Origin of the sequence: Sphingobium aromaticiconvertens (genome assembly GCF_037154075.1) — a bacterium.
Lineage (GTDB): Bacteria > Pseudomonadota > Alphaproteobacteria > Sphingomonadales > Sphingomonadaceae > Sphingobium > Sphingobium aromaticiconvertens.
Genome location: NZ_JBANRJ010000001.1, coordinates 147,947 through 160,933, shown reverse-complemented (window position 1 = coordinate 160,933; position 12,987 = coordinate 147,947). Strand labels below are relative to the sequence as shown.

The 12,987-nt window shown below is 62.8% G+C and carries 15 protein-coding genes and 1 tRNA gene; 11 read left to right on the top strand and 5 right to left on the bottom strand.

Translation table 11 applies throughout. The features are described 5' to 3' along the window. Window positions 1–14 precede the first annotated feature (14 nt). Together WFR25_RS00855 and WFR25_RS00850 are read left to right on the top strand one after the other, a co-directional pair. Window positions 15–281 carry an AbrB/MazE/SpoVT family DNA-binding domain-containing protein gene (locus WFR25_RS00855; RefSeq protein ID WP_336967638.1) on the top strand — a complete coding sequence of 89 codons (267 nt, stop codon included), beginning with the start codon at window positions 15–17 and terminating at the stop codon, window positions 279–281. Further along, window positions 278–676: a type II toxin-antitoxin system VapC family toxin gene (locus WFR25_RS00850; RefSeq protein WP_336967636.1), complete on the top strand. Its 399-nt coding sequence runs from the start codon at window positions 278–280 to the stop codon at window positions 674–676. The genes WFR25_RS00855 and WFR25_RS00850 overlap by 4 nt, the downstream gene beginning before the upstream one ends. Before the next feature lie 152 nt (window positions 677–828). On the opposite strand, the gene WFR25_RS00845 is transcribed toward WFR25_RS00850, so the two are convergent. Further along, the gene (locus tag WFR25_RS00845; RefSeq protein WP_336967635.1) at window positions 829–1,332 is read right to left on the bottom strand and encodes a methylated-DNA--[protein]-cysteine S-methyltransferase; all 504 of its coding nucleotides are present in this window, start codon (window positions 1,330–1,332) and stop codon (window positions 829–831) included. 201 nt (window positions 1,333–1,533) lie between these two features. Between WFR25_RS00845 and WFR25_RS00840 the strand changes: the two genes are divergently transcribed. Next, a complete protein-coding gene (locus tag WFR25_RS00840; RefSeq protein ID WP_336967634.1) occupies window positions 1,534–2,955 on the top strand; it encodes a DNA recombination protein RmuC in 1,422 nt (473 codons plus the stop codon). Between the two features lie 16 nt (window positions 2,956–2,971). Here WFR25_RS00840 and WFR25_RS00835 read toward each other — a convergent pair whose 3' ends face one another. From WFR25_RS00835 to WFR25_RS00825, 3 genes are all read right to left on the bottom strand, one after another. After that, the gene (locus WFR25_RS00835; RefSeq protein ID WP_336974547.1) at window positions 2,972–3,352 is read right to left on the bottom strand and encodes a 3TM-type holin; all 381 of its coding nucleotides are present in this window, start codon (window positions 3,350–3,352) and stop codon (window positions 2,972–2,974) included. A gap of 13 nt (window positions 3,353–3,365) precedes the next feature. After that, window positions 3,366–3,905, bottom strand: a complete 540-nt coding sequence (locus WFR25_RS00830) for a glycoside hydrolase family 108 protein (protein ID WP_336967632.1) — start codon at window positions 3,903–3,905, stop codon at window positions 3,366–3,368. A gap of 126 nt (window positions 3,906–4,031) precedes the next feature. Then, window positions 4,032–4,108: transfer RNA gene (locus WFR25_RS00825), tRNA-Pro, on the bottom strand. A gap of 193 nt (window positions 4,109–4,301) precedes the next feature. Here WFR25_RS00825 and yajC point away from each other — a divergent pair. The 8 genes from yajC to WFR25_RS00785 all read left to right on the top strand — a co-directional run bounded on the left by yajC (window position 4,302) and on the right by WFR25_RS00785 (window position 11,630). Then, the gene (gene yajC, locus WFR25_RS00820) at window positions 4,302–4,637 is read left to right on the top strand and encodes a preprotein translocase subunit YajC (RefSeq protein WP_336967630.1); all 336 of its coding nucleotides are present in this window, start codon (window positions 4,302–4,304) and stop codon (window positions 4,635–4,637) included. Between the two features lie 7 nt (window positions 4,638–4,644). After that, window positions 4,645–6,246, top strand: a complete 1,602-nt coding sequence (gene secD / locus WFR25_RS00815; RefSeq protein WP_336967628.1) for a protein translocase subunit SecD — start codon at window positions 4,645–4,647, stop codon at window positions 6,244–6,246. Between the two features lie 21 nt (window positions 6,247–6,267). Beyond that, window positions 6,268–7,248 carry a protein translocase subunit SecF gene (gene secF, locus WFR25_RS00810; RefSeq protein ID WP_336967626.1) on the top strand — a complete coding sequence of 327 codons (981 nt, stop codon included), beginning with the start codon at window positions 6,268–6,270 and terminating at the stop codon, window positions 7,246–7,248. An 86-nt stretch (window positions 7,249–7,334) separates the two neighbouring features. Then, on the top strand, window positions 7,335–7,643 hold the full coding sequence (locus tag WFR25_RS00805) for an MTH938/NDUFAF3 family protein (RefSeq protein ID WP_419723122.1): 309 nt from the start codon (window positions 7,335–7,337) through the stop codon (window positions 7,641–7,643). Between the two features lie 83 nt (window positions 7,644–7,726). Further along, window positions 7,727–8,137, top strand: coding sequence for an acyl-CoA thioesterase (locus WFR25_RS00800; RefSeq protein ID WP_336967623.1), 411 nt, complete (start codon window positions 7,727–7,729; stop codon window positions 8,135–8,137). Between the two features lie 104 nt (window positions 8,138–8,241). Next, window positions 8,242–9,360 carry a Ppx/GppA phosphatase family protein gene (locus tag WFR25_RS00795; protein ID WP_336967620.1) on the top strand — a complete coding sequence of 373 codons (1,119 nt, stop codon included), beginning with the start codon at window positions 8,242–8,244 and terminating at the stop codon, window positions 9,358–9,360. Next, window positions 9,357–10,076 (top strand): RlmE family RNA methyltransferase, encoded by a 720-nt coding sequence (locus WFR25_RS00790; RefSeq protein WP_336967617.1) that lies wholly within the window; start codon window positions 9,357–9,359, stop codon window positions 10,074–10,076. Before WFR25_RS00795 ends, WFR25_RS00790 begins: the two co-directional genes overlap by 4 nt. A 45-nt stretch (window positions 10,077–10,121) precedes the next feature. Continuing rightward, complete coding sequence (locus tag WFR25_RS00785) at window positions 10,122–11,630, top strand: YifB family Mg chelatase-like AAA ATPase (RefSeq protein ID WP_336967614.1); 1,509 nt, start codon at window positions 10,122–10,124, stop codon at window positions 11,628–11,630. Here WFR25_RS00785 and WFR25_RS00780 read toward each other — a convergent pair. Next, window positions 11,627–12,820 carry a M23 family metallopeptidase gene (locus WFR25_RS00780; protein ID WP_419723121.1) on the bottom strand — a complete coding sequence of 398 codons (1,194 nt, stop codon included), beginning with the start codon at window positions 12,818–12,820 and terminating at the stop codon, window positions 11,627–11,629. The two genes, WFR25_RS00785 and WFR25_RS00780, sit on opposite strands and share 4 nt — an antisense overlap. Window positions 12,821–12,987 lie beyond the last annotated feature (167 nt).

The following is a 12,987-nucleotide window of genomic DNA, read 5'->3' as shown; positions in this document are numbered from 1 at the left end:
TAAAGGAGGTTGTGATGGCATCGCTGGCGGTCACGGTGAAAGGACAGGTCACGCTCAAGCGGGATTTGCTGCGGCACCTCGGCATCAAGCCGGGGGAACGGGTCGAGTTTGAAAAGCTGCCTGATGGCGAACTGCGGGTGCGGGCTGCCCGGCCAACCGGCACGATTGACGGGTTTCTCCACGCGCTGGACGGCAAGGTGAAGCTGAAGAAGCCGCTGACGATCGAGGAAATGAACGAGATAGCGGCGGCGGGTTGGGCTGGCGAGTTGGACAGCGAATGAAGATCACTGCCGATACCAATGTGCTTGCCCGTGCGATCCTGCAAGACGACGCCGGGCAATGCCGTGCAGCGCGCGACTTGCTCAGGGATGCGACATTGATCGCCGTATCGCTGCCGTCGCTATGCGAGCTTGTCTGGATACTCCGACAGGGTGCGAAGCTGCCGAAAGAGGATGTGTCTATAGCAATTCACGCGCTGCTCGATGCAGACAATGTCGTTATGAACCGCCCTGCCGTGGAGACAGGTCTTGCGCTGCTGGAGGCTGGAGGCGACTTCGCTGACGGCATCATGGCGCACGAAGGCAAGTGGCTGGGCGGTGAAACTTTCGTCTCTTTCGACAAGAAGGCGGTCGCACTGTTATCAAAGCAGGGCGAAGCTGCTCGGCTGCTAGCCTAGATGGAACACCGCCTAGATTCAACGTGGTGTTTTCCGTGGTATTAGAACGCGGATACCAATCAATATATTGATATATAACGAACTTTCACCCTTATTAACAATCGAGTGGGAATGAAGCCGAAGTAACAAAGTCCGGGGGACGTTTGTCGGCTTCATTCGGCCGCTTCAGCTACCACGCCCCCACGTTCCATTTCCAGCAGCCACGCCTTGGCCTCCAACCCGCCTGCAAAACCCGTTAGCTTGCCGTTGGCGCCGATCACGCGATGGCAGGGGGCGATGATAGAGATCGGATTGCGGCCGTTGGCCGCGCCGACTGCGCGAGAGGCGCCGGGCCTGCCGATCTGCCGGGCGATCTCGCCATAACTCCGGGTTTCTCCGAACGGTATGGTGAGCAGCGCCGCCCAGACTGCGCGTTGAAAGCTTGTCCCTTCAAAGGCGAGCGGTAGGTTGAAAGCTGCGCGGTGGCCCGCGAAATAGTCGCTTAGCTGCATCTCCGTCTCGATCAGCAGGGGATGGCTGTGATCTTCGATCATGCTGCCCAGCCGCACTCGATCCGGATCGTCATTTTCCCAAAGGATCGCGGCCAGTCCCTTGTCGTTCGCCACCAATGTCAATGTGCCGACCGGCGAAGCCATGGTTTTGCAGGCATAGGACATGAACATTCTCCTTCATCGATTCATCGGCAACATGGTCTGAGATGCCGCATTAGCCCATAAGACGCGATGGCGCTTCCCGGCCCTTGCGATCAAAGTCCAATCGCTCGCCTCGGGCCGCCTCGCACGGCATCGACAAGTGCCTTGCCGGGAGCGGCCTGGCTAGCTAAGTTCCCTTTTCGTTCCCATAGGACATATTCACGCATGGACTTGCTTGCCACCCTTCTTGTCATTGCCGCCCTGATTGCGGGTCTGTTCGTCGGCTGGTTCCTGCGGAGTGGGACGATAACAGGACTGCGCGCGGAACGGGCTGATGTCTCTACCCGGCTGGACCTTGCCGCCGAACAGCGCAACGGGGCGCTGCGCGAGCTTGTGGTGGCGCAGGAGCGGGCCGGGCAGGCTGCCGAATTGCGCGAGCGGCTGGATGGCATCACGAACGAGCGGGATGCGGCGCTCCGCGATATGGCAGCGCTGCGGTCCGATACGCAGGCACGCGCCGAGTCCTTCGAGGCGCAACTGGCCCAGATGCGCGACGCCAAGGAACAATTGTCGGCGCAATTCAGCGAAATCGGCAGCAAGCTGCTGGGGCAGGCGCAGAACGCGTTTCTGGAGCGTGCCGACCAGCGCTTTGCCCAGGCGCATGAAAAGAGCGAGGCGCAGCTCAAACAACTGCTCAACCCGGTAAATGAAACGATCCAGCGTTACGATCTGAAGATCAGCCAGATCGAACAGCAGCGCACCGAGGCTTATGGCAATCTGACCGGCATGATCGAGTCGATGCGCGTCGGCCAGGAAGCGGTGCGGGCGGAGGCAAACAAGCTCGTCACCTCGCTGCGCGCCGGGCCAAAGATGCGCGGTCGCTGGGGCGAGCAGCAGTTACGCAACGTATTGGAAAGCTGCGGCTTGTCCGAACATGCCGACTTTCAGACCGAGGTGAGCGTCGCCGTGGAAGATGGCCGCCTGCGCCCCGACGTCATCATTCGTGTGCCGGGCAACAATATGTTGGTGGTCGATGCCAAGGTATCGCTCAACAGCTATCAGGATGCCTTCGCCGCCGACAGCGATGAGGAGCGTCGTCGCCATCTCACTGCTCATGCCAACGCGATGCGCGCGCATGTCGATGCGCTGGGGCGCAAAAGCTATGCTGACCAGTTCGACGAGGCGCCCGACTATGTGATCATGTTCGTGCCGGGCGAGCATTTCCTGTCCGCCGCGCTGGAGCATGAACCGGGCCTGTGGGATCATGCCTTTTCGCGCCGGGTATTGCTGGCGACGCCCACGAACCTCATCGCGATCGCGCGGACCGTCGCGGCCGTCTGGCGGCAGGAGAAAATGGCGGATGAGGCCAAACGAATCGGAATGCTGGGCAAGGAACTGTATGAGCGCCTCGCCGCCGCCGCGACGTCACTCAAAAAGCTCGGCAATCGTCTCAACGGGGCGGTTGGGGATTATAATGCTTTCGTCGGCAGCTTTGAGGGCCGGGTGTTGGTGACGGGCCGCAAGTTGCGCGACCTCAACATAGAGACGGGCGGCCGTGATCTGGAAGAATTGGTGCCGGTGGATGCGCTGGTCCGGGAACCCGGCTCGACCGAGGCGTTGCGCGCGCTGCCCGACGCGGCGGAATAGCTGGCGGGTCGCGCGCTTATCGTTCAACCCCCTTTGCCTTGCCCCACGCTCGTGCGGCGGTGTAACCCAGATAGCCTGTGCCGAAGAGGGCGTAGAGCGGTTCCGGCAGGCTCTCCAGATAGGCACGCATGCCCTGCGTGATCGCTTCGGCCATGTCGGGCCGCACACCGGCGATCAGCCCCATCGGGATTGCCCACAGCAGCAGCGCATAGATGACATAGAGAAAGGCGGGGCGTGCCCGGCTGGTCCAGAGGTCGGTGCTTTCCGCCTCGGTCAGCATCGTGAATTGTTCGCTTTCGCTCTCCAATCGCAACAGTTCCAGCTTTGCTGCGTTGCGCGCCACCTCGTCCGGAATAACCCGATCAATCAGCCTGACGACTGGTCCCATCTCGATCATCACCCTATACTCCCTAACCGATCCGGTTCGCAAGCCAGCCGTAAAGAAAGGCCTCATTGGCCGGACGGCGTTCGGCCAGCGCGATGTAGCGCTCGCCTTGCAGGGCTTCGATCGCCTTTAGCAGCACGGTTTCCCCTGCGGCGCCCCGAACTTTCCGATAGGCGCCCAACGCCGCCAGAGACTTCGCGCCAACGGCGCCATCAACCTTGAGGTCGGGATAATCCCGTTCGTTGCGATTGAGGGCATTGAGCGCGCGTTGCAGGAATTGGCCAGCAACCGCAACGCCCATGTTCACGCCGGTATCAAACAGTTCAGCGGACACGTCGGGCGCGATTTCGGCCACGAAGGAAAATTTCGGCGCATCCCAGTAAAGTCGTCGATAAATGGCTTCTGCGGTCGCGCGCGGCAAGGCGCGCATATCACCGGCATAGCCATTGGCGCGCGCGACGCTTTGCGTGATGCCCCAGCGCGTGGGACCACCGCGATCGGCCGGATGGTTGTTATAGCCACCCTCGCGGGCAATTACTTCGTCGATAAGTTGCGCGATATCCAATGGCCTGCCCTCCGCGTGAAGAAGGCGAGATATTTATCCCATATGGTACATTGTAGGACAGCACAAAGCACCCGCCGTCCCGCTGGTGCTGCGTTGAACTGGGATGATGCTGTGCCGGGAAAGATTTGGTCGGGACGAGAGGATTCGAACCTCCGACCCCCACACCCCCAGTGTGATGCGCTACCAGGCTGCGCTACGTCCCGACCGGAGGTGGGCACATAGAGGGATGAAGTTGAAGTTGCAAGGCCTCAAAAGCGAGCGTGCGAAAGGCAGGCGTTCGCACCGCACTGTTGCACCCGCAGGCGCATCTGTGTTAGCCGCGCGCCCTTGATCTATTGGGGCCTTCACACGGCAACCCATGCAATGGCATTCCTTTCACTCCAAGGCGACCCCTCCATGTTCATCACTCCAGCGTTCGCCCAGGCAGCAGGCGGTTCTTCGGCCGGTGCCGGTATCGTCATGCAGATGTTGCCGCTCGTCCTGATCTTCGCGGTGTTCTGGTTCCTGCTCATCCGTCCGCAGCAGAAGCGGATGAAGGAGCATAAGGCCAAGATCGAGTCGGTGAAAAAGGGTGATCAGGTCGTGACCGGCGGAGGCCTTGTCGGCAAGGTCGCGCGCGTCGACGAACATTATGTCGATATCGAGCTGGCGCCGGGCATGAAGGTGAAGGCCGTCAAGTCGACCCTGACAGACGTGATCGACCCGACCGCCGCCAAGCCCGCAAACGACTGACCCCCCGATGCTGAACTTCACGCGCTGGCGCGTTTTTACGATTCTGCTGCCGCTGGTGATCGGCATTTTGTGCGCCGTTCCCAGCTTCCTGCCCGACAGCGTTGTGTCGCACTTTCCGAATGCATTGCAGACCCGCGTCAATCTGGGCCTCGATCTGTCGGGTGGCAGCCATCTGCTGCTTGAAGCATCGACCCAGGATGTGGCGAAGCAGCGCCTCGTCAATATGGAGGAGCAGGTCCGCACGGAGCTGCGCCGGGGCACGCCCCGTATCGCCGTGGGCGACATCTCCAGCCGTGATGGCAAGCTCGCCTTCATGGTCCGCGATCCGCAACAGGTGGACGCGGCGGTCGAGCGTATTCGTCCGCTGACGCAAGGCGCGGGCCTGACCGGGCAGCGCGACTTCAATGTCGAAGTGGTGAACAGCTCCACGGTCGTCATCACGCCGACCGACGCCGGCATCAACAATGCGGTCAAGAGCGCGATGGAAGTCGCGACCGAGGTTATCCGCAAGCGCATCGACGAGATGGGCACGCGCGAACCCACGATCCAGCAGCAGGGCAACAACCGCATCGTCGTGCAGGTGCCGGGCCTTCAGGACCCCAAGGCGCTGAAGGATCTGCTGGGCCAGACCGCGAAACTGGAATTCAAGCTGGTCGATCAGGCCGCCGATCCCGCCGAAATGGCGCAGGGTCGTGCGCCGGTGGGCAGCGAAGTGCTGCCCTATCCCGACAATCCATCGGGCGTGCCCTTCATCGCCGTCAAGCGGCAGGTGATGGTGTCGGGCGAAGATCTGGTCGACGCCAGCCAGCGTTACGACCCGCAAACCAATGCGCCCAACGTGTCGATCACGTTCAACGCATCGGGCGGTCGGCGTTTTGGCCTGGTGACATCGCAGAACGTCAATCGTCCCTTTGCCATCATCCTGGATGGCCGGGTGCTGTCCGCGCCCAACATCAACGAACCGATTTTGGGTGGCTCGGCGCAGATCAGCGGTAACTTCACCGTGGAAAGCGCCAACCAACTCGCCATCGCGCTGCGTTCGGGCAAGTTGCCCGTCGCGCTGACGGTGGTGGAGGAACGTACGGTCGGTCCGCAGTTGGGTGCCGATTCGATCCGCGCGGGCCTGATCGCCTCGATCATCGCCGTTGCCGCCGTCGCGCTGTTCATGTTCGCCAGCTATGGCCGGTTCGGCATGTATGCCAATCTGGCGGTCGCCATCAACGTGCTGGTGATCCTGGGGGTCATGGGCATATTGGGGGCGACGCTGACCCTGCCCGGTATCGCCGGTTTCGTGCTGACCATCGGCACGGCGGTCGACGCCAACGTTCTCATCTACGAGCGTATCCGCGAAGAGCGGCGGCGCGGGCGCGGTGTCGTCCAGGCGGTGGAGTTCGGCTATAAGGAAGCCAGCCGCACCATCTTCGAGGCGAACGTGACCCACGCCATCGCTGGTGGCATCATGCTCGCGCTCGGCTCCGGCCCGGTGAAGGGCTTTGCCATCGTGCTGCTGATCGGCATCGCGACCAGCGTGTTCACCGCCGTCACCTTCACCCGCATGATCGTCGCGAACTGGCTGCGCCGCGCCCGTCCGACGGACATCACCATTTAAGAGGGGCGGGAGGAAAAACCCATGAAACTTCTGAAGCTCGTCCCAGACAATACGAACATCGGCTTCGTCGCCATGCGGAAATGGGCCTTTGCCCTGACTGCATTGCTTACGGTGCTGGCGGTGGGCGCTACGGCCCATCGTGGCCTGAATCTGGGCGTCGATTTCGTCGGCGGCCTGATGATCGAGGCGAAGTTCCAGCAAGCCGTCGAGACCGACAAGGTTCGCGCGACTATCGGGTCGCTGGGTGTGGGCGAAAGCTCGCTCCAGCAATTTGGCGATCCCAAGACGGTGCAGATTCGTCTGCCCCTGCCCGAGCAGGGCGGCGCCGGTGCAGCCAATGCGGTGGTCGAAAAGACGCGCCGCGCCATGACTGCGCAGTTTCCGGGCGTCACCTTCTCCCGTTACGACACGGTGTCGGGCAAGGTGTCGGGCGAGTTGATCCAGAATGGCGTGCTGGCCGTAATGCTTGCCGTCATCGGTATCGCCGTCTTCTCCTGGTTCCGCTACGAATGGCAGTTCGGCGTCTCCACCTTCGTCGCGATCATGCACGACGTGCTGATGACGTTGGGTTTCTTTGCCGTGACCCAGATGGAGTTCGACCTCAACATCATCGCCGCCGTGCTGACGATCGTGGGCTATTCGATCAACGACAAGATGGTGATCGACGACCGCATCCGTGAAAATATGCGGAAATATCGCAAGATGGACATGAAGGCGCTGGTCGACCTTTCGGTCAACGAAACCCTGCCCCGCACGGTTATGACCTCGGTCACAATCATGCTGGCGCTGGGCGCGCTGCTGCTGTTCGGCGGCCATGTGCTGCGCGGCTTTACTGCTGCGATGATGCTGGGGATCATCGTCGGCACCTATTCGTCGGTCTATGTCTCGTCTTCGCTGTTGATCAGCCTGGGTCTGAAGCCGCACCTGAGCGACAAGAAGAGCAGCCGGGGCATCGCCGCCCAGGCCGAGCGCATGGGGCCAACGGACGGAGCGCAGCCCTGAGCGACAAGCGGACCGGTATAGAACTGCGCCGCGATGATTCGGGGCAGGGACCGATCGTCACTGGCTTTTCCGGGCGTGGCTTCCGGGTGCGCGACGATGTGTTTCCCGGTGGCTTGCTTCTTTCGCCGGTTCGAGCGCTGGCCTGGGACGCTCCCGCCAGCGTCGCGACTCTGGACGTTGCAGCGCTGGGCGACCTGTTCGATCTGGAGCCGAAGCCCGAGTTCCTGTTGCTGGGCACTGGCGCCGGGTTGCTACAGCCGCCGCGCGCCTTTGTCCGTGCCCTCGAAGCGTTGGACATCGGTGTCGAGGCCATGGACAGCCGTGCCGCCGCTCGCGCCTGGGGTGTTCTGCGTGCCGAGGAACGCTGGGTTGTAGCGGCTTTGTTGCCGCTTTAGCGCGCGCCGGCCAATCGCGTTTATTGTGCGGCGCATCACGATTCCCGTGGCGGAAATGGCGTGGGTCTGCTATTGACAAGGGTGTGAGTAATCCCACCCCCCATCTTTACGCTATTGGCGTCGACCCCGCAGACATCGACTTCATGGGGCACGTCAATAATGCCAGCTATCTCAAATGGGTGCAGGCGGCAGTGATCGACCATTGGCGTTCGCTCGCTCCGGCAGAGGCGGTGGCGGGGCACCTCTGGGTCGCGCTCAAGCATGAGATCACCTATCGCAAGCCCGGCTTTCTGGGCGATGACGTGGTCGCAACCGTGCTGCTGGAAAAGGTCCAGGGCGCGCGCGCCTTCTACGAGACGATCATCAAGCGGGGTGAGGACGTGTTGGCCGAGGTGAAGTCCAGTTGGTGTTGCCTTGACGCCGTGACCATGCGCCCCGCCCGCCTTGCCCGCGATCTGGTCGATCGCTTTCTGGGTGCGCAACAGGTCAGTTGAGGCCCGTCCGGCGCTGCCCTTGCGCTTTCTCCCGCACCTGCTTACTCTCACACCCAAGTTCCGGCGTCTTTCGGGGTCGGCGATAACAAGAAGTGAGAAACGGCATGGCGCTGCAAAGCCGCCCATCGCCGCAGAATTCCGACCCCTCAAGTGGTCCATCCGGCCGACAGGGCCGTAACGGACGGGGCGAAGGAAGCCAGACTGCGGTCGTCCCGCCCCCGGCCATGCCGCGTGGGGCCATTCCCTTTCATGGACGCGGTCGTCGCGCCTATGCCGCGATCGATCTGGGCACCAACAATTGCCGTCTGTTGATCGCCAAGCCTTCCGCTGACGGCTTCATCGTGGTCGATGCCTTTTCGCGCATCGTGCGCTTGGGCGAAGGGTTGGCGGCGACCGGCTGTATCAGTGATGCCGCGATCGACCGGGCGATTGCTGCGCTCGCCATCTGCGCCGACAAATTGCGCCGACGTCATGTGACGCTCGCCCGGTCGGTCGCGACAGAGGCGTGCCGCCGCGCGTCCAACGGTACGGCGTTCATCGACCGGGTTTACCGTGAAACCGGCATCGCCCTCGATATCATCAGCGCACAGGAAGAGGCGCGGCTGGCTGTCATGGGATGCCATGCGCTGCTGGAGCCGGGGGAGGGGCCTGCACTCATCTTCGACATTGGCGGCGGCTCGACCGAGCTGGTGCTGGTCGATTCGACGGGTACGGGCGCGCCACGCATCGTCGATTGGGTGAGCGCGCCCTGGGGAGTCGTTTCCCTGACCGAAAGCGAATTGTTCGATCATGGCGACCCAACGGAGCGCGCCGCAGCTTATGCGCGGATGCGCGCCCGCGTCGCAGATGCCTTCTCGCCCCTGGCCACGCGGCTGCCACGGGGCGTCAGCGACATCCGCTTGCTTGGGACGTCAGGCACGGTGACGACGCTGGCCAGCGTACATCTTGACCTGCCACGCTATGATCGTCAGGCGATTGACGGGCTGATCGTGCCGTCCAGTTCGATGCGGGCGATTTCGGAACGCCTCTCTACAATGCCTCTTAACCTGCGCCAGAAGCTGCCCTGTATCGGGACGGAGCGGGCCGATCTGGTGGTAGCCGGCTGTGCGATTCTCGAAGCAATTCTCGACATCTGGCCAGCAGAGCGACTGGGCGTAGCCGACCGGGGCATCCGCGAGGGAATTTTACGCGGCCTGATGGATCGCGATGGAGTAAAGATGTGAGAGGGATGGGAGCGGGCAGAGTCCGCGTCAAGACAGCCAAGGGCCGCACGGCCCAGTCCACGCGATGGCTGGAACGGCAGTTGAACGACCCTTATGTCCGCAAGGCGAAGGCGGAAGGATGGCGTAGCCGCGCTGCTTTCAAGCTGATCGAACTGGATGAAAAATTCCATTTCGTGAAGGGTTCGCGCTACGTGGTCGACCTGGGCGTCGCGCCGGGTGGCTGGGCGCAGGTGGTGAAAAAGCTGTGCCCCAAGGCGAAGGTGGTCGGCATCGACCTGCTGCCGACGGACCCCATTCCGGACGTGACCCTGTTCGAGATGGATTTCATGGATGACAAGGCGCCCGAACTGTTGCGTGAAGCGCTGGGCGGCGCGGACCCGGACCTCATCATCTCGGACATGGCGGCCAATACGGTCGGCCATGCCCAGACCGATCATCTGCGGACGATGGGGCTGGTGGAAGCCGCCGTGTGGTTTGCAGTCGAAAATCTGCAAAAGGGCGGTAGTTTCGTCGCCAAGGTGTTTGCGGGCGGCACCGACGGTGAATTGCTGGCGGTGCTGAAGAAGCATTTCACGACCGTCAAACATGCCAAGCCGCCCGCGAGTCGCAAGGGCAGCGTCGAATGGTATGTGGTGGCGCAGGGGTTTAAGGGGCGAGTGGACGCTCCGGTCGATCTCGACGGCGAAATAGAGGAAGAGCGCTCGACTTCCCGGTAAAGCCCCGTCAAAGCTGATCCCCGGTAAGGGGAAAAGGGGATACGCTTGGTTTCGACGGTCGCGACGGTCGCCTATCTTGGGCTGGAGGCGCGTGGCGTCGAAGTACAGTGCCAGCTTGTCCCCGGTCTTCCCAATTTCATTGTCGTAGGCCTGCCGGACAAGGCGGTGGCCGAGAGTCGTGAGCGGGTTCGCAATGCGATCGCGGCCATTGGCCTGTCGCTGCCGCCCAAGCGCATTACCGTTAACCTCTCCCCCGCCGCCCTGCCGAAGGAAGGATCGCATTTCGATCTGCCGATCGCGCTGGCGTTGCTGGGGGCGATGGGGGTGATCGATGCGGAAACGCTGGCCGGTTATGTCGTGGTGGGTGAACTGAGCCTGGATGGCCGGGTCGCGCCGACGCCGGGCGTGCTGCTGGCTGCATTACATGCCGGGTCGCGCGATCTTGGACTGGTTTGCCCCGTGTCACAGGGGGCGGAGGCGGCTTGGGCGGGTGAACTGGAAGTGATCGCCGCGCCCGATCTGCTGGGCCTGCTCAATCATTTCAAGGGGACTGTAGCGCTCAGTCCGCCCCAGCCCGGCGCTATTGATCCACCGGTCCGCGCCGTGGATCTTAAACAGGTCAAGGGGCAGGAGACGGCCAAGCGCGCGCTGGAAATAGCGGCGGCGGGCGCGCATAATCTGTTGATGGTCGGACCGCCGGGTGCGGGCAAGTCGCTGATGGCGAGCTGCCTGCCCGGTATCCTGCCGGACCTGACGCCCGGCGAAGCGCTTGAAACCTCGATGGTCGCCAGCGTCGCAGGCACATTGGAGGGCGGCCGGATCAGCCGCGCGCGGCCCTTCCGTGATCCCCATCATAGTGCGTCGATGGCGGCGCTGGTCGGTGGCGGCATACGTGCCCGGCCCGGCGAGGTGAGCATGGCGCATCTGGGAGTACTGTTCCTGGACGAATTGCCCGAGTTCCAGCGCGCGGTGCTCGATTCGCTCCGCCAGCCGCTGGAGACGGGCGAGGTATCGGTCGCTCGCGCTAACGCGCATGTGACCTTTCCCGCGCGGGTGCAGTTGGTGGCGGCGATGAACCCCTGTCGTTGCGGGCATCTGGGCGATCCGGCGCTGGCCTGTTCACGGGCGCCGCGTTGCGCCGCCGACTATCAGGCGAAGCTGTCGGGGCCGCTGCTCGATCGCATCGACCTGCATGTGGAGGTGAATGCGGTGACCGCCGCCGACCTCATATTGCCGTCACCCAGCGAGGGATCCGCCGAGGTCGCTGTGCGAGTCGCGGCGGCGCGTGCGGTCCAGACGGCGCGTTATACGGGGACGAAGATGCGCACCAATGCCGAGGTGGATGGCGAGAAGTTGGAAGAGGTGGCAACGCCCGATGAGCCGGGCCGTGCCTTGCTGGCGCAGGCCGCTGCCGCGATGAAACTGTCTGCGCGGGGCTATACGCGTATATTGCGGGTCGCCCGGACGATTGCCGATCTGGAGGGAGCGAGCCAGATTGGACGCATCCATATTGCCGAGGCGCTCAGCTATCGTCGCAGGGCGCCGGTGAATTAACCCCGTTTGCCGATATCGGCGAAGCGGTTCTTGGCGACCTGCTGGGTCTGGAGGACATCCTGTCGCGCTTCAAGGAACTGACGGGGGTTGATGGGGTCGCCATTCAACCGGACCTCGAAATGCAAATGGGGGCCGGTTGAACGGCCGGTCGATCCCATGCGGGCGATGGCGTCGCCCCGCGCGACGCTCTGGCCGACGCGACTGCCAAAGCCGGAGAGATGGGCGTAACGGGTCATCAGGCCATTGCCATGATCGACCTCCACTACATTGCCATAGCCCTGCCGCTGACCGACGAAGCTGACCTTGCCGCGCGCTGCCGCCAGAATCGGCTGACCCGTGTGGCCGGGAAAGTCGAGGCCTGCGTGGAAGGCGGCATGGCCATTGAACGGATCGCGGCGATAGCCGTAGGAACTGGAAAGCATCGGCGCACTGGTCGGTTTGCCCGAAGGGATGGCAACCAATCCGCGCTCGAGCATTTCCATGCGGGTGAGCGCACTGGCGAGCGATTTGAGTTCGCTCGACAGGGCATCGTCATCGCCGCGCCACGGCACGAAGGGGCCGCCCTGTGCGCGAGACGCGCTGCGCGCCATCATGTCGGGGTTGAGGCCGAAGCTGCGGATCGCAGCGGCAGCCTTGATCGTGCGGCGCTCGACGGCATCGGTCAAAAGCGCGGCAAAGCGGCGCTGGCGTTGTTCTATTTTCAGCAGTGGGCCGCTGTCGGGTGCGGCGCTGATCTTGCGGGCGAGCGCATCGGCTTTGCCCGCGTCTTTCCCTTTGACGTCGTCCTTGCCGATGAGGGCAGATGCATCGGCTTCACCCTCGGCCCCGAAATGGGTGCGGTAGAGATCATCCATGAAATCCTGCCGCGCTTCCAGATCGCGCGCCAGTGTCTGGACCGAGTTCTTGTATGATTCGACCTTGTCTGCGCTGCTGGCGACCGCCTTACCCTGCTGAACAAGCTGCGCGCGTTCGCGCGCGATGGCCGCGCTTTGGCTGGCGACCGACAGGGCCAGGGCGCCGCAGCCCAGCAGCGCGGCGGACACTCCGCCCATAACGAGCATCTGGACGCGAGGCGTGAGGCAGACAAAGCGGACTTTATCGCCCGAATGCAGGAGAATCTCACGTGCAGGGAACAGGGCGACTAGTCTGGCACGAAGGCCAGCAGCCACCGTCTTGGTAGAATGGGGCAACCCGGGATCTTTTCATTTTGTTTATTTGCGAGTCGATCCGGTAGCAAAAGGCTGGCAAACGCGCGAATCCGGGAGGGTGGACTCGTGACGAATCGATGCTGCAACGCGGCAGAACGACATCAGGAGCGGAAAGTTCCCTGCTTCGGATCATTTTTGAAAGGCTGTTT